The following is a 26,261-nucleotide window of genomic DNA, read 5'->3' as shown; positions in this document are numbered from 1 at the left end:
TATGACAAAGGTTATACGTGTTTTGCCTATGATATTTTGCATTGTTTATGGACAAACCACAACAATAGATTCTGATAGCCAATCATTGGATACACAAACACAAGACACACAAACAAAACGCACAAGCATACAAGAAAGGGCAGTTTTATCTCCTGTTGTCGCTGTATCTCAATGGAAAAGAGATAGCTTGTCTTCCCCATCAAACATCGAACTTCATGGTAAGGATACACTTCTACATAATGGTGATGTCGCAAAGTCAATGTTATTTATTCCAGGCTTTTCTATGACTAGGAAAGGTGGTGGTGGCAGCGAGATCTATTTTCGTTCACAAGGGGCTTCAAGGTTGCCTATCTTTTTGAATGGCGGCACACTCAATGGTGCATGTGGCGGTAGAATGGATACAACGATCACTTACGTCTTTCCAGAAAATTACAACAGAATTAGTATCTACAGGGGACCACAAGACGTGCGTTATGGTGCATTAATAGCAGGTGGTGTATTGTTTGAAAGAGATATAACGAGGCTAAAAAATCCAAGCTATCATGCAGAAGCAAGTGGACTTTATGGAAGTTTTAATCGTCTTGATATCAATGCAAATGCTATTGTGGGAAATAAATATGGTTCTTTACAAGCAATAGTCTCGCATTATTCTGCAGATGATTATAAAGCAGGTGGCAATAAAAGTGTGCATTCTGCATACAATAGAGAATCTATAAGTCTAATAGGCACGATAACGCCCACAGAAAATGCGGCAATAGAACTAGATGTTGATATGGGAAGGGGCTTTGCATCTTATGCAGATAGAAAAATGGATGCACGCACTTTTGATAGAATGTCATATAACCTCAAATACCAACAACAATTTAATGAAACCTTTGATTTACTAGACATACGTGCATGGTATAATGATATAGATCATGTTATGGATAACTTTTCGCATCGTTCTGTTATGAATAATGTATACCAATTGAGTAATCCAAAAAGGACAAATATTGGTGGTAGAATTGAGGGTAAATTCTATTTTAATGATATGATTGAGCTTTATGTTGGCACAAGTTATAACAATGATTCTCACGCCTTAAGAATGTCTGGAAATCAAACTAGTGCAAGTGCGGCAAATGAAACACTCAATAAACCTTATACGGCAAACTTTCTGTTTGAAAATGCAGGAGTTTTTACACAAGGTGCATATTTACCAGATTCTAACTTTGCTATTTTCTTTGGTGCAAGATATGATTATGTATCAACCCTTCAACATAGCACAAAGACACGACTACATAACCATCTTGCAAGTGCATTTACTCGTTATGAGCAATATTTAGGTAGTGCTACATTGTATGCTGGACTTGGTGTAGCACAAAGGGCTCCAGACTTTTGGGAGAGAAGTAAGGTTGGAGGTATGAATTTATTACCCGAAACAAATACACAATTTGATACTGGTATAGTTTATAAGCATAGAAACTATAATGCAAAAATCAGTTTATTTGCATCATATATGCCAAATTATATTGCCTTATATTATGGAAGTAATACAAGTGTATTTAATACAAATGCATTACTTTTTGGAGGTGAAATTGAAGGTGAGTATATCTTTTTAGATTCTATCCACCTTTATGGCTCTTTGGCTTACACCTACGGACAGAATCTCACCACCTATAGCAATGCAAATGCACTACTCAATGCAGGTTCGCCACTACCACAAATTGCACCATTACAAGGGCAATTTTCTATATTTTATGATGATAACAACTGGTTGTTACGTTTTGATGTATTGTTTAATGCGGCACAATATCGTTATGCTCTAAATTTTGGAAATGTGGTTGGCAAAGATTTTGGAGCAAGTAAAGCTTTTGCAACACTTAACTTATATGGTGGCTACACTTTTAAAAATATGACTTTACTTGCAGGTATAGATAATATCACAGACACACTCTATGCCTATCATCTATCAAAATATGGTAGTGAAGCTATTCTTGGTGTAGCACCAACTGATAGAATCTATGAGCCGGGTAGAAGCATTTGGGCAAAGCTTAAAGTAACATTTTAGTATGCTATTCATAAAATAATCTTATGAATTTCAGTGCCCATGTAGTATAATTGGCACAGATTTTGTGACAAAGCGTAGAGAGTTATAAGATAATATAAAATTTTAGATATAATGCAGCCTCATAAAACAATGAGTTTTCTTTCACAATGTTATATGTCATCACATATATTAAAAACTCTTGCATTAAGAATATAATAATGTGATATCGCATATTCTAAGGAACTATATGGATTTTTTAGCAAATCTTTTTCACACCATTACAACACTTATTCATATTGATCAAATTGTTTTTTTATTACGCAACTCGCCATTTATCTATATAATCACGATTGCTTTATTTTGTTGCATAATGCTGCTTATGAGCGTATTCTCATCACACAAGATTCTAAACTTGCAAATATTGTTCGCTTGGGTCTTCTCTTGCATTATAATCTTTATTTATCTTCTCAATTCACATGCAGATATGGATCAAGTCAAACTTAGCATGGCCGTTCACTCACAAATCATCTTATCATTTTTTAGCACTGTTGTATTGCTTATAATTTATCTCTTGGGATTAATAAGCACAAAACCTTTCAAAACAAGAAAAAATTTTGGACGACATGTATGGTGGGTAAACATTCTTCGCTTTATTGTTATACTTGCATTTTGTTGTATATTTAATATCGGACTATTTGTGGCTTCTGCTTTATTTTATTTGTAGCAAAATAAAGAATCCTTTGCTATAATAGCACGATATTTTACAGAGACACTATAACTGTCATAACAGATTAAAAATACGGAGAAGAGAAGTTTGAATTTTTCAGTGCCTGCTACCAGCGCAAACTTAGGACCGGGATTTGATTGTCTAGGCATATCATTAGGGTTTCGCAATTATTTTAGTATAGAAGAAGCAAGAGAGCAACGCATTACAATTAGTGGTGAAGGAAAGACAAATCCGCACTTTACACAAGACAACACATTTGTAAGAATCTTTATGCACACATACAAAAGACTTGGTGGCAAATCTCAATTTCATTTCACATTCCAAAACAATATACCTGTCGCAAGAGGCATGGGTTCATCAAGTGCCATTATTGTTGGAGCAATTTTTAGTGCATTTAAAATGGTGGGACAAATACCAAGTAAAGATGAAGTGCTTAATCTTGCTTTGCAACACGAAAACCACCCTGATAATATCACACCAGCAACTATGGGTGGCTTTAATGCAAGTTTTTTAAAAACAACTCATAATAACAAATCAAGTGTAGTATATTTACGTCAAAGGATGCCAAGAAATGTTAAGGCGGTAATGGTTATCCCTTATCAACCAATGTCTACCAAAAAAGCAAGGAATGTATTGCCAAAAACCTATAGTGTGCAAGATTGTGTCTTTAATCTCTCACATTCATCAGTATTAAGTCTTGCATTTTGTATGCAAAGGTGGGATTTATTGCGTGAAAGCTCACTTGATAGAATGCATGAACAAGTTCGCATGGCAACTTTTCCAGTGCTTTTTCAGATTCAAAAACATGCCTTACATAATGGTGCACTCATGAGCACATTATCTGGCAGTGGCTCTTCAATGTTTAATTTATGTTATAGCGATGATGCAAAGCGATTGGCAAAACAACTTATCACCAAATTTCCTAAATTTCGTGTCTTAACGCTTGATTTTGATAATGATGGCATTAAGATTGAGAAAGGATAGGTGCATGTGAGTAAGGTTACACGATACTATGCTACAAAAAGTGTGCGTATGTGTGTTGCATGTAGGCAGAGGGATTTACAAAGAAACCTCATACGATTTAAAGCCCTAGAATCTGCATTGCAACTTTATGATGGTAGCGGGCGAAGTTTTTATGTATGTTATATGTGTTTGCCACAACGCAAAACACAGCAAATTATTAAGAGGATTGTTAGAAAAGCAGAGAATCTGCAAGAACAAATCGAGGAGATAGTGCAAATATGTCAAAAGTAAGTATTAAAGAAATCGCAGATGAAGCTGCAAAAAACCCAAAAGATATACTCGATAAAGCTAAAGAATTGGGCTTTAAGGTGCGAAATGTATCAAGCACTATTACAACAGAAGAAGCAGAAATGCTTTACAAACATATCACATCAGTACCAATAACTGAAAAAACAAAAACAAAAAAAGATTCTAAAGCTAAAACGGCAGACAAAAAAGATGACGCACATATAGAGACAGAAATAGAAACTACAGCACAAAAAAATATAAAAAAACAAAAAGCAACAAAACAAGATATGCAGGTAGAATCACCAACCAAAGATGAAACACAAGCAATCCCCAAAGCGGTGCAACCCAATAATATTAAGACTAAAAAGCCTATCCAAATTATAAGAAGAGGTGATGAAGACCAGCAAAAAATGGTAGAAAAAACACCGACAAGCAATCAAATAAAAATAGAACATGAAGTAGAAAAAGAACAGGCAAGCACCACTCATATTGAAACAGATATTAAAGAAACTAGGCAAGAAGTACAAACTAACGCACAACCAGAACCACTAGAATCTATACTAGATACGGATGTCAAAAAAGATGCTGAAGTCCCACAAGGAATAGATCCAAGTCAATTAAGAAAACCACGTGTTAGTTCTATACGAGTCATCAGTAAAAACGATGAAGCACAAACAACTAACAAGAAGAAAGATGATTCTAATTCGAATTTACGTAGTGCTACACAAATACTTGATAGCTTAAAGCATGTTGAACGCAAAGAGAAAGTAAAAAAGAAAAAAGATAAAAATGCAAACAAACCGCAGCAAAAACATTCTTCTCACATTATCAGCATGGAACGCGACATGGGTGGCTTTGGCTATGATGATGAGCAAGATGAAATTATGCTAATTGATTTATACGAAGATAATACGCCAAAAGAAAGTCTTGAGGAAGAAAGGGTAAAGAAAAATGAGCTAAATGATAAGATTAAAGTCAATCGCTATAGCCCATGGATGAAAGAAGGATCGATTGCGAGACCTTCAAAAGGTAAAGGCAAAAAAATGCGTAACAATAAAGGTAAGGAACAAACAGAAGCTGTTAGCTCACTTGTATTACCTGAAGAAATACGTGTATATGAATTTGCCGAAAAAGCAAATCTAGAATTAGGCAATGTATTAGGGAAACTCTTTTTGCTTGGTGTAAAAATGTTAAAAAATGACTTCCTTGATAGAGATACTATTGAGATCTTAGCAAGTGAATACAACATTGATGTAAGCATACAAGCAAATGTGCCTCTCGTCGAGGAAGAGGAAGTTGTAGAATCTGAATTAGAACATCGTCCGCCTGTTGTTACCATCATGGGGCATGTCGATCATGGTAAAACTTCATTGCTTGATTATATAAGAAATTCACGCATCGCAAGTAGTGAAGCAGGTGGTATCACACAACATATTGGTGCATACATGGTGCAAAAGGATGATAAATGGATAAGTTTTATTGACACTCCAGGACATGAGGCATTTGCACAAATGAGGAGTCGTGGTGCACAGGTTACAGATATTGCTATCATTGTAATAGCAGCTGATGATGGAGTAAAACAACAAAGCATTGAGGCTCTAAATCACGCAAAGTCTGCGAATGTGCAAATTATTATTGCGATGAATAAAATGGATAAAGAGGATGCAAATCCAGATAAGTTAAAAGCAGAATGTGCAGAACTTGGTTTTACGCCGATGGATTGGGGTGGTGAGTATGAATTTATTCCTATCAGTGCGAAAACGGGTGAAGGTGTAGATGTGCTTTTAGAGACAATTCTCATACAAGCAGAGATTCTAGAGCTAAAAGCAAGTAAGCAAACAAGAGCAAAAGCTATCGTATTAGAAGGCAGTCAGCAAGTTGGTAAAGGTTCTGTAGCAACAATTATTGTGCAACAAGGTGTTCTAGAAATTGGGCAAAGTATTGTTGCAGATACGGCATATGGCAAGGTAAGAACACTAAAAGATGATACAGGTAAAAGTATTACTCGATTAGAGCCAAGTGGTGTAGCTCAAATTACTGGATTATCAGAGGTGCCTAGTGCTGGTGCGTTACTGCAAGTGGTGGAAAATGATTCTATTGCAAGAGAGATGGCAAATAAACGCCGTGCATATTTACAACAGAAACAATTTAGTAAAAGCACAAAAGTTACTTTTGATGAGTTAAGCTCAATGGTAGCAAAAGGGCAAATCAAAAGTGTGCCTGTTATCCTGCGTGCTGATACACAAGGAAGCCTTGAGGCAATTAAAGCAAGTCTAGAGAGTTTAAATAACCAAGAGGTTGAAGTTAATGTCATTAGTTTTGGTATCGGTGGAATCACGCAAAGCGATTTAAACTTAGCAAATGCAAGTAGTAATTGCGTTGTGTTAGGATTTAATGTTCGTCCAACAAATGAGATTAAAAATCTTGCAAAAGACTTAGGCATTACAATTAAAAGCTATACAATTATTTATGATCTAATTGATGACATGAAGGCATTATTGAGTGGACTTATGTCTCCAGTTATTGAAGAAGAAGTTGTAGGGAATGTAAGTGTGCGAGAGACTTTTGTAGTTGCAAAACGTGGTACTATTGCTGGTTGTATGGTGCTTGATGGTAAGGTTGAAAAAAATCTAAGCGTGAGGGTTCTGCGTAATGGTGTAGTGTTATGGAGCGGTAAAATAGCGAGTCTGAAACGATTTAAGGATGATGTAAAAGAGGTAAGCAAAGGATATGAATGCGGCATTATGCTTGATGGTTTTAATGATATTGCTGTGCAAGATGAATTTGAGATTTATAAAGAGATTGAAAAGCAAAGAGTGTTATAATCTTAAAAAGTATTACTCTGTTATAAGATAAATTTCTATATTATAATGTGGCTATTTTTGTAAAGCTTACATTTTTTGTTGTCTCGTATATTATGAATATATACGGCTCAATTCTTCTTGCCTACACCTTAATATCTACTCAAACAATAAACTTGATCCATCTAGCTCTACTTATTCACAAGCTTAGAAGATCCATAGCAAAACCTCATTTTACAAATGCTTGATAATGGCTAAAATCATAAGTAGTGACATAGAATCAATTAAGTCAGAAAGAAGAGAGAAGATTTTAAAAACATCAAAGCTTATGACTTACTGCTACATATCTTTTATACTTCTCACATTGAAGTTTGTATTTTTCAAATAATTAGTACAAATGCTTTTACTTTGTAATGAATAATTATTTGTTAGTATCATGCTTATATGAGCAATGCGAATTAGATTAAAGATATGCAAATATTATAAAGCACCAAAAATGCCTTATCTATATGTTTTATTAGGTAAAACTGCTTTTATAAGAGTGCATTCATTTTACAAACAAGGATCTTTAAATGGATGCTAAGAATATGAATATACTTTATCAGAATCTATTATAACAATATTTTTATACATGTTGTTCAGTAGGATCTCTAAAATATTATGGCAAAAATTACATCAAAATAAACCTTAAGTTGCGATTATCTTTTAACAACCAATCCTATTCAAGACGCACGTATTCTTATCTATCTTCCCATAATTCTTACAATGTCATTATAAAGTCCAAGTAGCATAAGAGTTATAATAAGGCTTAGTCCCAATGCGACAAGAGTATTGGCTATCTTTTCACGCAATACTCTTCCTGTTATCCATTCATAAAGGGTGAAAAGAATTTGTCCGCCATCAACTATTGGTATTGGTAACAAATTTATAACACCAAGATTCACAGAAATGAGTGCAAGAACCAACATAAAATTAACAAATCCTGAATTATAAGCCTTAGCACTCACATCAGCAATACCTACCACGCCACTTAGCTGTTCAATCCCAATAAGTCCTATTAACATATCTCTTAGCCCTTTGTATATTAACGTAATATCATTGCATATCTTTAATGCAGCATTTTGTAATATCTCCATAGGACCAAGATATATGATTGTGGTAATAGGCTTGATACCTAGTATTACGCGATTATTATCCCTGCTTAAAGGCACAAATAATTCTAATAGTTCTCTGTTATGCTGTGTGTGCATAGAATCTATCTTGTTAGATTCTGTATATTTTTCTTCACTAGAAATAGGGCGAGATACAAGTAATTTTGCCTCCATATTTTCTGGCTTATTATCATTTAAAGTATGACCAATATCGCTAAATTTTTCTATCTTAACATCATTGACGCTTATTATCTTATCACCTTTCTTCAATACATTATATGCCAAATACTCTTTTCCAATATCCCCAACAATAGGTTCATGAGAATAAGTTTCTACACCTTTTATAGGGACAATAATATATATCATAAATGCTAAGATGAAATTAAATAATGGTCCTGCCAGAAGTATTAAAATCCGTTGCAGTGGATGTTTAGATAATAAGGAATCTCTATCTAATTGAATGGGAGAACTACTTTTCTCTTCTTTAGAGGTTTTTTCTGTTTCACCCTTAAGCTTCACGTATCCGCCAAGTGGTATGACTGATAAAGCATACTCGGTTCCTTTATAATGCTTTGATATAAGCTTTTTACCAAAGCCAATGCTAAACACTAAAACCCTAACACCAAAAAGACGTGCAAATAAAAAATGCCCTAACTCATGAAAAAAGATGAGAAAAGAAAGTCCAAGAATAGCAAACAATAAGCCCATTAAACAATAGCCTTATAATACTTAAAAGTATAATCAAGCCCAGAATATAAAGTAACAACTACTGCAATCCATAAAAAAAGTGTGCCACCAGGAAAAAAATCAGCAAGCAAAAAGGCGACTGCTAGAATCTGAAAACCTGTTTTATACTTGCCAAGAGGACTTGCTGCTACATTTTGTCTTGAATTTGCCGCAACAACACGCAATCCAGTGATATAAAATTCACGTGCCAAAATAATAAAAACTGCCCAGGCATTTGCTCTATCAAGCAATAATAAGCCGATAAAAGCCCCAAGAATAAGCATTTTATCTGCTAAGGGATCAAATACTTCACCAAATGTACTACCCAAATCAAACTGCCGCGCAATATAACCATCAAAAAAATCTGTAATAGAAGCTATACAAAAGATAAGACAAGCACAATAATTACGCCAAGAAATATCCACCCAGGAAGGTGCAATATATTCCCAATGCAACATAACAACAAGTAACAAAATAGCAAGTAAAATACGCGAACATGTAAGAATATTTGGTATATGTTTCATATAAAATCCAGTTTTATGTGTTAAATTAGGACAAAATTATAACAAAAAAAGCGAAATCTTGTGTTGCTTTATCATTCTAGAATCTAAGATTCGCACTATATCACCATATTAATAAAATGGTGCTTCAATCTAAAATAATACATAATGCATATAATAATGATTCTGCAAACAACGAAATAATTAAGTTGGAATTATTTTATTATGAAAATATTTTGTGTTATATTGTTATACAAGAATTTATTATTGATAATAAGGTTATATATTTGCCAGCTCTACTGAATGAAAGCTATATTTCTGTGTGTAAAAAGCAGAAGATATCTATTTATCATATAAACTATATGCCATTCTAGATAATCTCCGTGTCTGTAATGCGTATTAAGATGCAGTACAATAAGAGCAACTATTCTTGAAATTTAAAGTTTCATATAATTTGATATCCCTAGATATACCCAATATATTTGACAAAAACACTGCTTCAAAAAAAACATTACATCTATTTATCTTCTTTAACCACAAAAGTTCTCACACCAAAATGCTTTGCATAACTTGGATTTGGAAATTCACCTGCCTTATCAGCTGGATTTTGCCAATCTCCATAACGTTTATAGAAGCTATGAAAATATGCAGGACTTACAATTATGTCCTCTATCCCTTGTGCCTTTTGCTCTGCTATATAGTTTGTCATATTATTCCACTTAATACGCATATCTACAAATGCACTTAAAACAAAAGTCGCATAAAGGCAGCTAAATAATAAGATTCCATACTGAATCTTTCTTTGTGTGCGGTAAAACAACGTTATTGCGACTTGGTAAACAATTAAAAATCCAACAATACCATTAAGCACAACAAAAAGACGAGCCCTAGGTGGTATATTTACCTGTAATGTAAATAAAAGACATATATGACAAAAGAGAAAAAGAATAAAAGCATAAAAATATAGTCTAGACAATACTATATTCCCATCTCTCTTATAAACCAATGAAATGTAATAGCATGTTACAATAAACAAACAAGCACTAACAAGATGTTTAAGAAAGTGTAGTGGTGGCACAATAAAAGCTGTGATTAAAATTATCGCAAATAACATGATTGGAGCAATATATAGCCATTGTTTTTGTTTAACTTGAGTATATAAAAAACATAACAACAAACATGCAAATACAACAAGGGTTGTGCTTGTAGCTTTCATAACATGATTAATTCTTGTAAGCTTTTCATATAAGCCCATGTGCAAGAGATCTCTAATTGAATAATACTCAATTTCTAATTGTATAAATAACGCCGCCCTCTTTGCATGACCAGGAGATAGATACAATGCTAAAAAACCCAGTAAGAATAATACTATACCTGTGTAATACCAAAAAGGTAGCCTAACTTTTGCAAACACAATTGCATAAAAAATCAAACAAATATGAATAACAATTACGATAACACCTGTAATCTCATTGGACATTCCAGCAAAAAAACTTGCTATATAGAATGGAAGTAGAATGAATATATGTGGGGACTGGAAAATAACATGCTTATGTGTAATATAGTTGTGCCAAAAAAGTCTATAGGGTATACAAACAAGTAAAACAAGTGTATAAGCCCATAAATAATTAAGTGCACCAGCAGCCCATACAAATATTGACCCAAAGGTACTAAAAAGCAAAATGCATAAAATACTTAATGCAAGCACTATGCTATCATTAAAACTTCTTGGTAGTCTTGCATAAAGAATCACAAACCATGTAAGCAAAAATACAATTCCAACTAAAGTATTTATTAGTTTAAAAAATAGTGTTGGAGCAAGTGCACCAATAAAAGCTGTTCTAAGCAACTCACCAAATCGCCCATTCCAATTCATATACATGCTTATAGCACCATCTAATCCGCCAAAACTAGCCTCCAAATCATCACTTTGTGTGGGGAATACATAATTAATACTCAACAAGAAAAGACCAAATAAAATAAAAGTAATCCAAACTGATTTATGTGTAGCTGTCATTTTTATCCTTATATACAATATGTAGAATTCTAAGAAATGGGGATTCTATTCTATTGCACAATATTATCATATAAACTTCAAACTCAAGCTCTACTTGCTATAATCTATATATCTGAAATCTTTTTGTAAAATGTAGTATTTTACCTAGGAATCCGACTTACACTCTATTGGTCTGGATAATAATGTCCATATTTTTATTCAATGCAGGATACACTATATATTTATACATATAATAACACTCAAGATCTACTATATTGAACTATTTATATGCATTTATATATATCTTTCAAGTCTATATGCAACATATCGCTTGGTATAATTTACAATCACATTATCTATATTTATCCATATGGTTACAATCTACGCCAATAAGCAGTGGTAAATAATTTATTGATTCAAACCTCCGCAAAATAGCTTTAAATTCATGCATATTAAGATAATGGATAATAAAAGAACTTTAATTTATGTTTAATATTATTAAATAGCATTTTAGGACAAAGCTATTCAAATACTATCACATTGCCCTATTAGGTGATACTTCTACATCAATGCCTCAAAAAATACCCTATTTGCTTCTCCATTAAAAGTGCGTAGATTAAGCATTTGCAAACTAAGCTCTATAGCATTTACTACAAAAGCAATCTCATGCACAGGAATATATCCCATATGATTGATTCTAAAAATCTTATCCTTTAACCTATCTTGCCCACCTGCTACGTTAATACCAAAATGAGATTTTAAGGTTTTTATAATATCTTTTGCATACACAGAATCCACAACACTCATGCTATTTGCTGGTGTTTTTGGATAAATATGTAAGTCTATTGCTTGCAATGCTTTGCGTGTGGCATTTGCAATTTTTGCGCTATATTCATATATATCTGTGATCTCTAAATTTCTGCTCTTAAGCATGTCAAAATAAGCTTTAACACCTATTATAATAGAAGTTGCTGCTGTATATGCAGTTGTGTTTTTACGCTGATTTTTTAACTCTTTTGATAAATTAAAATAATAACCTTTTGAGTTATTTTCTATAAAATCAGTTGCTACCTTGCTTAAACCAATAAATGCTAATCCTGGTGGCAACATGAAAGCCTTTTGACTACCGCCGATTAAAGCATCAATATGCATAGTATCAATGTGTTCTACTCCCATGGCTGTGATACCATCAGCAATAACAGAAATATCTTTGTTATATTGCTTCACTAGCTCTGCAACCTCCTTATATGGATGCGATAAACCACCTGCAGATTCACAAATCTGCAAACACACACACTCAATATCTCTATGCTTTGTTAATGCCTGCTCAATAGCCTCTACACTTACAGGTGTGTCCCACTCATTTATAATCTCAACAACCTCCCTGCCAATTGCCCTGCCTATATCACCAAAACGTTCTCCAAACTTGCCACTATTTACACTAAGAATTTTGTGTGAAGAAAAAGTTGCAATGCATGCCTCCATAGCCCCTGTGCCACTACTTGCAAGCATAAGTGTCTCTGACATGCCAAGCATTGTATTTAAATGCTTTCTAGTTTCTGCAAATATTGCCTCAAACTCAGCTGTCCTATGATGTAGTGTTGGCTCTGCCATAGCTTGACGAATAAACTCTGGGGTGGGCGTTGGACCAGGTGTAAATAAAAGTGGTTGCGTCACAATCTTTGAAATATTTGTTTTCATTTTTTCCCTTTTGCAAAAAAATATGCGTAAGTATAGCAGAAATATGAATGCAGTTAAGTAAAATGTAGTATCCTTGCAGTCAAACAAACCAAAATATATGGTTTGTAAATCTATATTATTAAGGAAATACAATGAGTATTGGAATATTTTTTGGAAGCGATAATGACACTACGACTGATGTATGCGAAAGATTAGCAAAAAAGTTGGGTGGTGCAGAGCTTGTAAATGTAGCCGATGCTGATGCCGATGCTATCAATAAATTTGATAAAATCATATTAGCAAGCTCAACGTGGGGTGATGGTGAATTGCAAAGTGATTGGGAAAGTTATGCAGAAACTCTTGCAGGGGCAAACTTTAATGGTAAAGTTGTGGGATTATTGGCATTAGGTGATGCTGATAGCTATGGCAGTACTTTCTGTGATGCACTCTACCACCTCAAAAATGTAGCAAAAGGTGCAAAAGTTGTTGGTGCAACTTCAACTGATGGTTATGAATTTGATGAATCTAAGGGTGTAGAAGGTGGAAAATTTGTAGGTTTGGCTATTGATGAAGTAAATCAAGACGACAAAACCGATGAGAGACTTGATGCATGGGTAGCACAAATCAAAGGTGAAGGCTTCTAAGAAAAGCCAACTAAATTTTAGTTACCATCACTAATATCAATATATCTACATATACCGCAACCAACTGAATGTGTTATGTGTTGCAGTATATTAGAATCTTTTAACCACAAGCTTAGTCATTTTATACTTTCTTATTGCATTGCCATTCATAGCGATACTCCTCATATAAAATCTACGTTGCAATACCTTAAATCTATTTTCATATCATCATTTTCTCTGCAATCATTACAACCATGTAGCAAGATTTTACTTTTTCCTAAAAAATAAACTTAAGGTATCATAATGTATTTTTCAAGGTACGCCGTATTGACAACTTAGCACAACAAAACCTCATCTATGCTTTTACAAAGACTATAGCTTGGACAACAAAATAGCTGCAAATATTTGGACTCTATTGCAACCATATTAACATTTTTTGCATTTAATATCTTCTTTACGCGGAGGGCTTGGCTTATAAAACTCACGTTTGATGACAAACCCACTTATAACATTTGACTTATATGTGATGTAGCTACAATCTTACAATACACAGCTATTTTGAAATATTGATGTAAAATGAGTTTTGCCCATATGCTTTAGATTCTATATTACAAAACCATTTGGATATAAAATCTACTAGCGATTTGTAATTGTTTCAGGATACAGATCATGCAACCACAAACGCTTTTTTGCTAATTTTGCATATATGCTATTTTCTCTTCCATAATTCACATAAGGATCTATGCTTAACCCACCTCTTGGTGTAAATTTACCCCAAACTTCAAGGTATCTAGGTGATAGCAGTCTGATTAAATCATCTGCGATTGTATTTACACAATCCTCATGAAATCCACCATGATTACGAAAACTAAATAAATAAAGCTTAAGTGATTTTGACTCTACAATGAGCTTATCTGCTATATAGCTAATATATATGGTAGCAAAATCTGGTTGTGCAGTAATTGGGCAAAGCGAAGTGAATTCGGGGCAATTAAATTTGATAAAATAATCTCGTTGTGGGTGTGGGTTTGGTACAGATTCTAAAACACTTGGATCATAGCTGAAAGTGTATGCTGTTTCTTTGCCTAATTGTTTCAGATTATATTGAATCTCTTTTTGTTTTGCCATGCCTATTCCTCAAGCTTGAACTTTAATGATTCTAAAACCAAAAAGATTAACAAAAATCTTTTAACAAAAGCTTTTGGGTATCCATCACACCAATGCCCTTATCAAGCATATCTTGTGCTATTTTTTGTGCATTATAAAGAGAGTGCATTTGTGCCGTGCCACATTGATAAATATTAAGCTCTGGAATCTGATCTTGGCTTGTTAAACGTAAGATATCACGCATGCTAGCCTCCCACGCTTCTTTTACCTCATATTCTCCAGGTGCACCAATCACACTCATATAAAATCCTGTCCTGCAACCCATAGGAGAAATATCAATGATCTCTGTATCTTTACCATTTAGATGATCTCGCATAAAGCCTGCAAACAAATGCTCTAATGTATGAATGCCTTTTTCATCCAGTATTTCTTTATTGGGCTTACAAAAACGCAAGTCATATACAGAAATTTTATCGCCTTTTGGTGTTTCCATACTTTTTGCAAGGCGAACAGCTGGGGCAGGCATAATTGTGTGATCGACTTTGAAGCTATCAAGTAGTGGCATAAATGCTCCTTAAAAATAAAAAATTGGTACATAATTATAGCAAATTATTGTAGAATCTCATTTTACTAAAACTCAAAACTTAGTCACTGACATGGATAATAAGGAGGATATAATGTCATTTAAAATAAAAATCTTAGGTGTTGCCCTAGCAGCTCTTATGCTTAATAGTGGTTGTGCCGAAAAAGCTGAAGTGGAGCAAAAAAATATTGCACAATGTGCCGTCTTTAAAACATTTGCTAGTGCTACCTTTGAAGTAGAAGGTGATATGGCAGAAATCATTGAAAAAACCGCAAAAAAAGCCTTAACAAAAAGTTGCTTTAAAAAATCAGAAAGCAGCAATGCAAACTTACGCATAAAAATAAATTCAAAAAAGATCCTACAAACAGAAAGTGGCTTTATACAAGACAAACATGATAATAGTTTTGATGTTACCATACATGCAATTATGCTTATTCCAACAGAGCAAGGTGGTCTAACAACACTTACAAGCACACAACATGCAAAGCTTAATCTCAAATCATCTCAAATTGCTGACTTGGGTAGTAAATCAGAAATTACAGAAAAAGACATAAATGACTTAGTCGAAGACAATGTTTTAATAACACTCAACAATCTCTTTAAGGACATGCCATAAAGCATTATATTGCATCATAAGCATGTAATTATTCATTACATGTTGCATGTGTAGGAGACGTTGATAGATTGTATAAATTTGTCAATTATTCTATTTGGCTTACATAAAATAGCTATTTTAGCTATAATTCGCATTTAATTTTTTATTACTCTAGAATCTATAAATAATGGGGAAATATGCAAAAATCACATAATCTATTATATAAGATAAAATCATATAACATCTATTTTTTTGCTTTGTGCTTAAGTTTGTTTATCGTTTTGCTTGGCTGTAGTGATACTGATGAGAATATAAAAAGTGATAGTCAAACAGAAACTTATGATTTCACAAATATAAGCGATGATACACGCACTCAACTCTCATTGCAACATATCAATAACAAAATTCAGCTACATGTCACAAGTGCTGGAAATAAGCAAAGTATGTTATCTAGTAATGCGGTTAAAATATTTGCTTTTTTTCCAAAAGATTGTAATATGTGTATGCCAACCTTTATCCACATTAATAATTTGTTGCATAGAACAAAAAGTTTGCAAGTATTTATCTTAAGCAAAACCCCATTACATGCCAATAATTACAGAGATTTCCCAATCACACTAAATAAAGGCTTAATCAATCTTGTGGATACAGAGAGTAAATTCGATCTGTTTTTAGATTCTCTAAAACGTGTATTAAACATTGAAATCAGAGATTACAAGGCACCATTATTTATTTTACAAGATACTGAAAATAACATTACACAAAGCATTGAAGGAGTGGTGCTTGAGGAAGTGCTTGAACAAATAGTAGCAGAACTTCTCGCTAAGAATGATACGCCCAATTCCAAACAAAATAACACATCAGATCCCAACACTACAAAACAAGTCCCAAATAATACATTGAGCCAAACTGCCCCAAGCAGCACTAAGGCATTAGAATCCAAATAGCTTATAAAACAAGGAGTAGATATGTTTTCATTTTTTAAGAAAACTTCAGAAAATATCGCACGATTTTTAGGACAAAAACAACAAAAAATAGAAAAAAGTGTGCTAGAAGAAATTCTAATAGAATCAGATATTCATTATGAGATCATTGAGAAAATGTTAGATAATCTTGATGAAAATATCAGTCGAGATGCCTTGCGTGTTGCTATTGAGAGATTTTTTCGTGGTGAAAGTTACTATGATAAAGTTAGATTCCAAGAGGTAGATGGACGCCCTATTGTTTATCTTGTATTCGGTGTTAATGGTGCAGGAAAAACTACTACAATCGCAAAACTTGCAAAAAAATTTAAAGACAACAACAAGAAAGTAATACTTGGTGCAGGTGATACATTTCGTGCAGCAGCTATCGAGCAATTACAATTATGGAGCGAGAAAATTGGTGTTGAGATTGTTACCACAAAACATGCACATGATCCTAGTGCACTTGCATTTGATACAATTAATGCTGCAAAAGCGAGAAATATGGACTATGCTATTATTGATACAGCGGGGCGATTGCCAAACCAGACGAATCTAAAAAATGAACTTATAAAAATCTCAAAAACATGTAGTAAAGCCTTAGATAATAAACCTTTTCATAAGATTTTGGTGTTAGATGGCACACAAGGTAGCTCAAGTATAGAGCAAGCAAGAATCTTTCATGAAGCCTTGGGGCTTGATGGTATTATTATTACAAAGATGGATGGCACAAGTAAAGGTGGTGCGATTCTAAGTATTATTCATGAATTTAAATTACCAATTCTATTCTTAGGTGTGGGTGAAAAAGCTGATGAACTTGTCGCATTTGAGGAAAAGGATTTTATTAATGGGCTTTTAGATTCTATTTTTGAAACAACAACTTAGCTATAGCGCACCTTTGCATATTCTGTTGGAATGAGATATTTTTCAAGCTCCATGTGTTGCTTATATAGCTTGTGGTTGTAACCAATTTCATACAATTTCTCTAATGCTCTAGTTTGTTCTATGCTTAATGTGTGAGAATGTTCATTTGCATAGAGTTGCAGATATATGTCAAGCTCTTTGGCATTAATCCTTACAAGATTATTTTCAAGTAACATTTTTGTTAAAATATCTTGGTGTCTAAGTCCTATTTGTATAGCACGAGTTAAAGCCTCTTCTAACATGATTGCACGATTTAGCGGTATAGATCTACGTAGCACCATACCACCAAGAGGTAAGGGCAAATCTTCTTTACAAAGTTCCTGCCATATATCCCAAATGTATGCCTCCACCTCAAGCTCTTGAGAAAAATTAAGAATTGATTCATGAATTAACACTCCAGCATCTACTTCACCAGAAAGCACACTTTGTTCAATATCTAAAAAATTCTTATATACAATACGTGCGTGTGGGTAATAAATTCTAAAAAGCATAGCATTTGTTGTATGTTCTCCACTTAGGGCTACTTTAAAATTGCGTTTTAGTGAAGTGTTTTTGCGTTTTACCATCTTTGGTCCATACCCCTCACCAAAGCTCATTCCAGTACGCAATAAAGCATATTCATTGCATACAAGAGGATACAGTGAAAAAGATATAGCACTAATATCATACATACCTTGTAAGCATGCCACATTAAGAGTTTCAATATCAAGTGCACTATTAATAAGCTTATAAGGCGTATCTACCCAACCAAACGCAATTGCATAATACATAAAGATGTCATCAGCATCAGGACTATGCGCAATAGTATAAGCATCGTTTGAAAGGTATAAATTTGTTTGTGTCTGCATTTAGTCTTCCTTTTATATTCATACTCAAAATTATATCTATTCTATATCAGAATGACATTTACAAAGCAGCTATAACAAGGATATAGAAGTTTCTAAGACACCCTGCATAACACAACTTCAATGGGCCATATAAAAACTATATGCACATCGCACTATAAGACTCTAAATTCATCAGGATGATCTAGTGCATAGCGGAATTTTTCCATATCAACACGCTTATCCCAAATACTTACAATCATACAAGCAACTGCATTACCACACAAGTTCCCAACACTACGCATTTCACTAAGGAATTTATCAATACCAAGTATAGCAGCAACGGTTACTGCAGGGATTAAATGCGAACCATCTGCGGTAGTTAATGCTGATAGCGTCCCTGCAAGCACGATAAATCCACTACCTGTAACACCCACTGCACCTTTGGAAGAAACCATTAAAATTATAATAAGCGTAATGGTTTGCTCTAATGTAAGTGGAATATCAAAGGCTTGTCCTAAGAAAATGACTGCAAGGCTTAGATAGATATTTGTTGCATCAAGATTAAAGCTATACCCAGTTGGGATCACTAGTCCCACAGAAGCTTTTTGTATCCCAGCCTTCTCGAGCTTACGCATAAGTGGTGCTAACGCTGTTTCACTGCTTGAAGTTGCAAAGACAACAAGCACTTCACGATAAATGAAACGCATAAACTTAAATATATTTACACGAGCCATAGCCGCAATAACACCTAAAACACCAAAGATAAACACAATTACAGCAAGAGCCATTGTTATAAGTAATAATGCCATACCGCTAATAGAGCTAAAGCCAAATTTCGCAATCAAAAATGCCATTGCACCAAATGTTGCTAACGGGCTATACCAAATCAAAATTGTAAGCACCTTAAAAAATGTTTCTTGCATACTTTCAAAATATTTTAATGCAGATTCTTTGAAGTTCTTACTTGTAAAAGACAATGCAATAGCAATGATAACCGCCATAACAAGCACCTGCAGTGTTTTGCCCTCCACAAATGGTGTAATTGGATCATGGGGTATTGCACCTATTAAAATGTTATATAGCTCCCCACCTGCACTTTGTGTCTCTTTTGCACCCGCTTCTATATAGCCTTGTACACTTTTTGCATCAAGACTAGCAATATCAAGATGCATACCATGACCAGGTTTAATAATCTCACCAAAAAACACACCAACAATAAGTGCAAATGTGCTAACTACTTCAAAATAAATAACCGTTTTAAAGCCAAGTGATCCAAGTGTTTTAAGATCCTCCAATCGTATAATTCCAGTAATAATCGTAAGGAAAATGATAGGACCCATAAGCAGCTTTAACCCTTTAATAAAAGGATCAATTGTGTATTCTTTAGAATGCACTGAAAAATCATAAAAAAACTGAAAAAAAGCAGAAGAATGTTCTGCTCCATGAAAGCTTCCTATCGTCCCAACAAGTACACCTAAGAATAAGCCTATAAAAACCCAAAACACTAAACTTTTTGCTAGTTTGTTATTGAGAGGCTGTTTTTTCTTGTAAACTTGCGTATTGTTATTTGCCATATTTAAACACTCCCTTTCGTGATCATTGCAATCGCGTATATAAAACCACAAACACACATAAAAGTAAATAAAAAACATTGGTTTGCATATAAAGTATGTAAATAATGGTAATTTTGTAACACCATTAAAACATTTGAATTATATGCTACATACACAATATATACTTATGTGATTCCACAATAACATATACATGCTGACGCAAAGATATATAAACACTCTCAAACAATATCTTTATATTTTTATTTTAAGTAAATAAAACATCTATTTATAATCTTTGTAATCTGATTTTTATGTGTTGTTGAGCCAATTGCAAAAGAATGAGTATTATAAGGCATATCAAAGAAAATGTTGCGAACAAATATGGCAAATACACAAAACTTCTATAGAATCTATAATTTCATAAACAGAGGTATTACAATACCAATTCTGTTTAAATGATAAGTTATGAGGAATCTTATGCAAAAAAATACATCTATGAATGATAATCAACACAAAGATTCAAAGAAATCTAGCATAGCATATGAGGGCTATAAAGAAATAATAAATCCAATAAAACCTCACGCAAAAACACAATCAAATACAAAAAAAATTAGTTTCATAGAATCTTATTTTTTTTATCCAAAATTATGGCATAAAATTCTTGCCTATGCTTTATTGCCATTTTCATGTCTATACGTATCAATTGCACTTTGCAAGAAATATTTAACAAAAAAAATGAGATTTGATATAAAGATTCTAAGCATTGGAAATCTTGTAAGTGGTGGGAGTGGTAAAACACCATTTTGCATTGCACTTACACAACATCTACACAAGCAAGGCTACACAAATATTTATATTGTCTTGCGTGGTTATAAGCGAAAATCTAAAGGCTTAATACAAGTAAGTTGCAATGGGAAAATACTCTGTGATGTAGCACAAAGCGGCGATGAAGCAATGTTGCTTGCCACGCAAACAAAAGGCAATGTAATTGTAAGTGAAGATCGCACAAAAGCATTGGAATACATACAAACGCTAACACACACGCAAACAAAACAAAATTCCCAACATATAAAAAACATTCCACAAAATATACCAATAGTAATCCTTGATGATGCATATAGGTTTAATTTTAATAAGTTTGATATTCTCCTAGAGCCAACTCTAAAACCTTATTTCCCTTTTGTTTTACCAAGCGGATATTATCGCTTTCCAAAGAGATTTTACAAAAAATGCGATCTACATTTAAAAGAAAATAAAGATTATAAGCGAAAGGTTAGCTTATATCATCTTCAAGATTCTCATATAGAATCTAAATATATTTTAGCGACTGCAATAGCAAATCCTAGCCGCTTAAAACCATATTTACCAAAGAATGTTGTGCATGAATACTATTTGGCAGATCATGCAGACTTTGATTTTAATACTTTAAACACCCTTTTAAAACAATATAATGCAACACATATCTTAATGACACAAAAAGATTATGTAAAATGTATGAATTTTATGCTGCCTGTTGCATTGCTTATGCTTGATATAACAATAGAATCTTATGTCTTAGACAAGATTAAATCTTTCTTATCACATACGCATTTATAGATGCCATATTTAAGGAATTAAATAATCCAAGATTCTAAAAAATCGCGTTGTTTATCAAGTATCAGCTATAATTAAAACTTTGTAATAATGAGTTTGTTGCAAGCAAGAAAAGGTGAAATATGATTTTAGAACATGAGATTCCAGAAGGAAGTAAGCTTCATTTTGGGCTATCAGCAGCACTCAAACGAAAGGTTGAGAATCTAAGTGTGAATCTTTTTTATGAGCATGGTTTTGAAGAGATTGTAAGTCCCACTTTTGTCTATCAAGAACATCAAAAAAGCTTTCTAAACAGAGATGTGATTCAATTAAGTAGCGAAAAAAATCATCAAATTGCAATGAGAAATGATAGCACAATTGATGTTGTGCGGATTATCACAAAGCGACTTGGTCGAAGTACGACACAAAAAAAGTGGTTTTATATCCAACCTGTTTTTAGTTACCCCACCATAGAGCACAATCAAATCGGTGTAGAATGTCTTGATGAAAGCGAATATTTAAAGATTCTAGAACTTGGCATTCGTATCTTTGAGGAATTAGGTATTAAGCCATTACTGCAAGTTACAAATGCAAGTATTGCCAAAGTTTGTGTAGATAACACAGAACTAGACTATAAAGACTTTGCAACATTAAATATTGAGAGATTGCAGAGTATTGATTTTCTTGCAAAACTTTTACAAGTCAATGATGCAGTAAGCTTAAAAGCATTTCTGGCAATATGCCCTGACTTTTTACGCACAGAGATCAAAAGACTTCTAGATTTATGTTCATCAGATTATGAAAATCTTATATGTGCTCCGCTATTGCCTGTGCCAGTTGAATATTATGATGATTTATTTTTCCGTATGGTTATCCAAAATTTTACGTTTTTATCTGGTGGTATATCTTGTATTGATGAGGTAAAAAGTTGTGGTTTTGGAATCTATACAGATAATGTTGTGCATTATTTATTAAAACAAAATAAAAAGGATATATAGATGGTTGATGTTGTTGTCGGTGTGCAATGGGGTGATGAAGGTAAAGGTAAAATCGTTGATCGATTTGCAAAAGATTATGAGTATGTAGTGCGGTATCAAGGTGGGCACAATGCGGGTCACACAATCGTTGTGAATGGTGTAAAATACGCACTACATTTAGTCCCTAGCGGAATCTTATATCCACAATGCAAAAACGTTATTGCTAATGGTGTAGTTATTGACCTTGGTGCATTACTGCAAGAATTAAAAGATTTAAATAAGGCACTAAATCCACAAGCAGGTGATGATATTAGTATATTGCAAAATAGACTTTTTATCTCTCATAAAGCACACGTAATCCTACCTTATCATGTTTTGCTTGATAATTTAGGTGAAAATAAACGCACAGAAACCATTGGCACAACAGGCAAGGGTATAGGTCCTACCTATGCAGATAAAGTCGCAAGAAATGGCATACAGATTGGTGATTTACTTTGTGAAGAGAAACTAAGAACTAAAATTGAGGTAAATCTTGAGAATTTGAAACATTTAAATCTTGATATTAATTCAGAATCTTTAATACAAGAATTAATGCGGTATGCAGAAATTTTTGCTCCATTTATCACAGACACCACAAAATTACTTTGGGATTGCATAGAAAAGGGTAAAAAAATCATGCTCGAAGGCGCTCAAGGTAGTATGCTAGACATCGACCATGGCACATATCCATTTGTAACAAGCTCAAACACAAGCATTGCAGGTTGTCTATCTGGCACAGGCTTAAACACAAGAGACATAAATGAAGTTATTGGGATCACAAAAGCATACTGTACTCGCGTTGGTAATGGTGCATTCCCAACAGAACTGCATGATGATACTGGTAACTTATTAAGAGAAAAAGGCTTTGAGTTTGGCACAACGACAGGTAGAGAAAGGCGATGTGGTTGGCTTGATCTGGTTGCGATTAAACATGCCGTACGATTAAATGGTTGCACAAAGCTTGCATTAATGAAAATTGATGTACTTGATGGCTTTTCTACTATAAAAGCATGTGTTGGTTATGAATATAAAGGCAGAGAAATTGATTATATGCCTTATGATTTAGATGTAAAACCTATCTATAAAACTTTTAAAGGTTGGGATAAAACTACAGGACTAAAAGACTTTCAAGCATTACCTAAAGAAGCTAAGGAATATATAGCTTTTATAGAATCATTTGTGCATTGTAAGGTTGGCTTTATTTCCACAAGCCCAGAAAGAGATGACTTGATTGTATGCGATTAAGGATTCTAATCTCCAATTTAATCGCAATAACATATGTTAGTTATTAATCAGGATGTATGGGTGGAAAATTAAAGATATTTACCTTTGTTTGCATTCTTTCGATATAATTTAGTCCAATTTTTCAAAGAAAGTGGGTGATGATATGCCAGGCATTAAAGTAAAAGAAGTTGAAACTTTTGATGAAGCGTATAGAAGATTCAAGAAACAAGCTGATAGGAATCTTATCGTAACAGAATGTCGTTCAAGAAGATTTTTTGAATCTGCAACAGAACAACGCAAAAAGCGAAAAATCAACGCTAAGAAAAAAATGTTAAAACGACTTTATATGTTAAGACGCTATGAATCTCGTTTATAACATATTAAAATAATTTATTAAGTCTTTTGACTTGGGGAATATCAGCCGCGATATTCTCTTTTTATAACATCTTAGTATTTAGATACTTATCACTTTAATATTCTCTCCATCTATTTCGTATTTTATATTCCGTGTTTACATCTTAGATTATTGATGAAATGGTTTAGTCATAAAGGTTTTAAATCATATGCGCTTCTCAATTTTTTAATATATTATTTGTTATCTTCATTTATTACACAAACAAGACTAGGGAATTTATGTAGTTAATAGATTAAAGCTTTCTGTATAGTATGAGTAGAATATTTGGGGTGTAAATTGGTATGAAAAATAGAATCATTATACTATGTATTGGCATTCTTGTTTCATCATAGAACTACACTCTTAAGTGAGTAAGCATATACACAAAACCATATAACATTACACATGAACTTGTATATAAATTTACATATATGTATAAGTGAATCTAGAAATACTCATGTAATATTAAAATATAAGAGCATCGTTTTTTACATGCTATTCTTTTTTAAATGATTTATAACTGATACATATTTGTAAAACCAAGTAAGCAAAGCATTAGCAATACCCGCAATTCAACTTAAATAACGCTAGAGAGATAGCAAAGAGATATAACAATATTATTGAAAGTGTTGAATACAAGCAAAAGGGGTTAAATCTAAAGGAATATTTGCAACTCTTAGATGTTAGAGATAAAAACAAAAACAAGTATAAAAATAAATGTAAATATATTACATTGAACAATATGAAAAATCTGCTTATCTAAGATTTTGATGATGAATGATTTGTATGTTACGTTGATATTATCGCAGATATAAGGTTTGTAATGAATGGTTAGCTAGTAAGAATGTAAGGGCGGTTACACTTGCAAGATATAAGCATTATTCTAATATTTTATGTGCTGCATTTGGCAATAAAGATATAAGGGATATTACTAAAAATGATATTTTAGCCATATTGCAAGACTATCAAACAAGTAATAAACTAGCTACATGCAAAACGTTGTATTCTGTATGTAAGCAGATTTTTAACTATATGAAAGCACTTGATTATATTATGTATAGTGTGTGATAGGATTAAGTATAACATACTCTTTAAAAAGCATAATGTAAAGCACCATGAATCCATACATAAGCAGGAATTAAAAGAGATATTAATTACACTTAATAAGGCTTTTTGTAATATTGATGGTGCATGTTAGAAAAATCAAAAAGACTAGTAAAAAGGATGACTTGTTTGTGATTAATCGTAATGATAGGTTAGTTCTTAGCATGAATAAGGGGGATTTTGTGTGCAAAGGTGCTAGAATCTTATAGATTTGAGTATTTGAAATAAGTTTAATATATAATAGATATTTAGATCGGTTATATTATTTGGAGGTTTTTATGTTTATCTTAACCTTGTTGTTTGCACTTGCAGTGCTCGTTGCTATTTTAATTAGATTTGGGATATTAAAAAGGGCTATTAAGTGGGTACTTTCTATTGTTGCATGTTTTGGTATCATTACATGTATAGGGGTTTTTATATTTCTTGATGATATAAAAGAAAAAACACAAAGTCAGTATGAAAACTATAGGATTACACAAATTCATTCTATTATACCCCAAGAGTGCATTCGCACAGGAATTGATAAGCGAATATGTGAAGTTTATATGCAACGACTATATAGTTTAATGAAAGGAAAAACATCTGGTCTTTATGTTGAAAAAACATGGGATAATTATATTTTTGGTGCAGAAGCAAAATCTGATTTAGCTAAAAAAATTGCATCGATAATGGTAGCTGAAGGCAGAAATTTTGTGATTGCTCAAGCACGCATTGATAAAAATGTGTGCAATACATTATCAGGCATGTTTCAATATATTGACCCCGATGAATTTGCATGTGAAAAAGCAGACATAACAATGAAAGAATTGGGCGGTTTTCTGTATGATTTCAAATATTTATTTTTGCTTGCGTTTGGGCAACTATGATTCTAAGTTGATACCCATTAAAATCTCTATTGCAAAACAAATATCAAATAAAA

Annotated in this window: 21 protein-coding genes and 1 pseudogene; 14 read left to right on the top strand and 8 right to left on the bottom strand. The window is 33.2% G+C overall.

Annotated elements, in window-relative coordinates:
* Position 1: 1 nt before the first annotated feature.
* The 4 genes from LS81_RS05905 (at position 2) to infB (ending at position 6,829) form a co-directional block, all read left to right on the top strand.
* Positions 2-2,047, top strand: a complete 2,046-nt coding sequence (locus LS81_RS05905) for a TonB-dependent receptor domain-containing protein (protein ID WP_104696406.1) — start codon at positions 2-4, stop codon at positions 2,045-2,047.
* 793 nt (positions 2,048-2,840) lie between these two features.
* Positions 2,841-3,737, top strand: a complete 897-nt coding sequence (gene thrB, locus LS81_RS05900; RefSeq protein WP_034346513.1) for a homoserine kinase — start codon at positions 2,841-2,843, stop codon at positions 3,735-3,737.
* A gap of 6 nt (positions 3,738-3,743) precedes the next feature.
* Entirely contained in the window at positions 3,744-4,007 is a 264-nt protein-coding gene (locus LS81_RS05895) for a DUF448 domain-containing protein (protein WP_052096609.1), read from the top strand.
* Positions 3,995-6,829, top strand: coding sequence for a translation initiation factor IF-2 (infB, locus tag LS81_RS05890; protein ID WP_104696405.1), 2,835 nt, complete (start codon positions 3,995-3,997; stop codon positions 6,827-6,829). Before LS81_RS05895 ends, infB begins: the two co-directional genes overlap by 13 nt.
* 719 nt (positions 6,830-7,548) lie before the next feature.
* On the opposite strand, the gene rseP is transcribed toward infB, so the two are convergent.
* The 4 genes from rseP to LS81_RS05870 form a co-directional block, all read right to left on the bottom strand.
* Positions 7,549-8,664 (bottom strand): RIP metalloprotease RseP, encoded by a 1,116-nt coding sequence (rseP, locus tag LS81_RS05885; RefSeq protein ID WP_034346511.1) that lies wholly within the window; start codon positions 8,662-8,664, stop codon positions 7,549-7,551.
* The gene (gene pgsA / locus LS81_RS05880) at positions 8,664-9,206 is read right to left on the bottom strand and encodes a CDP-diacylglycerol--glycerol-3-phosphate 3-phosphatidyltransferase (protein ID WP_034317400.1); all 543 of its coding nucleotides are present in this window, start codon (positions 9,204-9,206) and stop codon (positions 8,664-8,666) included. Before pgsA ends, rseP begins: the two co-directional genes overlap by 1 nt.
* Positions 9,207-9,699: 493 nt before the next feature.
* The gene (locus LS81_RS05875) at positions 9,700-11,199 is read right to left on the bottom strand and encodes a DUF6056 family protein (protein ID WP_034346509.1); all 1,500 of its coding nucleotides are present in this window, start codon (positions 11,197-11,199) and stop codon (positions 9,700-9,702) included.
* A 540-nt stretch (positions 11,200-11,739) separates the two neighbouring features.
* Positions 11,740-12,879, bottom strand: coding sequence for a pyridoxal-phosphate-dependent aminotransferase family protein (locus LS81_RS05870; protein WP_052096549.1), 1,140 nt, complete (start codon positions 12,877-12,879; stop codon positions 11,740-11,742).
* A gap of 131 nt (positions 12,880-13,010) precedes the next feature.
* On the opposite strand from LS81_RS05870, the gene LS81_RS05865 reads away from it, so the two are divergent.
* Positions 13,011-13,502, top strand: coding sequence for a flavodoxin (locus LS81_RS05865; RefSeq protein ID WP_034318145.1), 492 nt, complete (start codon positions 13,011-13,013; stop codon positions 13,500-13,502).
* Positions 13,503-14,117: 615 nt separating this feature from the next.
* Here LS81_RS05865 and queF read toward each other — a convergent pair.
* Together queF and luxS are read right to left on the bottom strand one after the other, a co-directional pair.
* Positions 14,118-14,609: a preQ(1) synthase gene (gene queF / locus LS81_RS05860; protein WP_034346508.1), complete on the bottom strand. Its 492-nt coding sequence runs from the start codon at positions 14,607-14,609 to the stop codon at positions 14,118-14,120.
* A 46-nt stretch (positions 14,610-14,655) separates the two neighbouring features.
* Positions 14,656-15,153: an S-ribosylhomocysteine lyase gene (gene luxS / locus LS81_RS05855; protein WP_034346506.1), complete on the bottom strand. Its 498-nt coding sequence runs from the start codon at positions 15,151-15,153 to the stop codon at positions 14,656-14,658.
* Between the two features lie 112 nt (positions 15,154-15,265).
* Here luxS and LS81_RS05850 point away from each other — a divergent pair, with 112 nt between their 5' ends.
* From LS81_RS05850 to ftsY, 3 genes are all read left to right on the top strand, one after another.
* Entirely contained in the window at positions 15,266-15,787 is a 522-nt protein-coding gene (locus tag LS81_RS05850) for a hypothetical protein (RefSeq protein ID WP_034346505.1), read from the top strand.
* Between the two features lie 176 nt (positions 15,788-15,963).
* Entirely contained in the window at positions 15,964-16,713 is a 750-nt protein-coding gene (locus tag LS81_RS05845) for a hypothetical protein (protein ID WP_034346504.1), read from the top strand.
* A 21-nt stretch (positions 16,714-16,734) separates the two neighbouring features.
* Complete coding sequence (ftsY, locus tag LS81_RS05840; protein ID WP_034346503.1) at positions 16,735-17,613, top strand: signal recognition particle-docking protein FtsY; 879 nt, start codon at positions 16,735-16,737, stop codon at positions 17,611-17,613.
* Here the strand turns inward: ftsY and LS81_RS05835 are convergent.
* The gene (locus tag LS81_RS05835; RefSeq protein ID WP_052096548.1) at positions 17,610-18,500 is read right to left on the bottom strand and encodes a menaquinone biosynthesis family protein; all 891 of its coding nucleotides are present in this window, start codon (positions 18,498-18,500) and stop codon (positions 17,610-17,612) included. The genes ftsY and LS81_RS05835 overlap by 4 nt on opposite strands.
* A gap of 152 nt (positions 18,501-18,652) precedes the next feature.
* Complete coding sequence (locus LS81_RS05830; RefSeq protein ID WP_034346502.1) at positions 18,653-20,053, bottom strand: cation:dicarboxylate symporter family transporter; 1,401 nt, start codon at positions 20,051-20,053, stop codon at positions 18,653-18,655.
* A gap of 456 nt (positions 20,054-20,509) precedes the next feature.
* Between LS81_RS05830 and LS81_RS05825 the strand changes: the two genes are divergently transcribed.
* From LS81_RS05825 to LS81_RS05800, 6 genes and pseudogenes are all read left to right on the top strand, one after another.
* Positions 20,510-21,628, top strand: a complete 1,119-nt coding sequence (locus LS81_RS05825; protein ID WP_052096547.1) for a tetraacyldisaccharide 4'-kinase — start codon at positions 20,510-20,512, stop codon at positions 21,626-21,628.
* 119 nt (positions 21,629-21,747) lie between these two features.
* Complete coding sequence (locus LS81_RS05820; protein ID WP_034346501.1) at positions 21,748-22,602, top strand: ATP phosphoribosyltransferase regulatory subunit; 855 nt, start codon at positions 21,748-21,750, stop codon at positions 22,600-22,602.
* Positions 22,603-23,865 (top strand): adenylosuccinate synthase, encoded by a 1,263-nt coding sequence (locus LS81_RS05815; protein WP_034346500.1) that lies wholly within the window; start codon positions 22,603-22,605, stop codon positions 23,863-23,865.
* A 142-nt stretch (positions 23,866-24,007) separates the two neighbouring features.
* Complete coding sequence (gene rpsU / locus LS81_RS05810; protein ID WP_005219948.1) at positions 24,008-24,220, top strand: 30S ribosomal protein S21; 213 nt, start codon at positions 24,008-24,010, stop codon at positions 24,218-24,220.
* 846 nt (positions 24,221-25,066) lie between these two features.
* Positions 25,067-25,306, top strand: a pseudogene (locus LS81_RS12505) (phage integrase central domain-containing protein); the annotation flags it as partial.
* A gap of 314 nt (positions 25,307-25,620) precedes the next feature.
* The gene (locus tag LS81_RS05800; protein ID WP_034346162.1) at positions 25,621-26,208 is read left to right on the top strand and encodes a hypothetical protein; all 588 of its coding nucleotides are present in this window, start codon (positions 25,621-25,623) and stop codon (positions 26,206-26,208) included.
* Positions 26,209-26,261: the final 53 nt, after the last annotated feature.

Source organism: Helicobacter trogontum, from assembly GCF_000765905.2.
In the GTDB taxonomy this organism is placed as follows: domain Bacteria; phylum Campylobacterota; class Campylobacteria; order Campylobacterales; family Helicobacteraceae; genus Helicobacter_A; species Helicobacter_A trogontum.
Note: the sequence above shows the minus strand (reverse complement) of the source record. Positions and strands in the feature narration are given on the sequence as shown.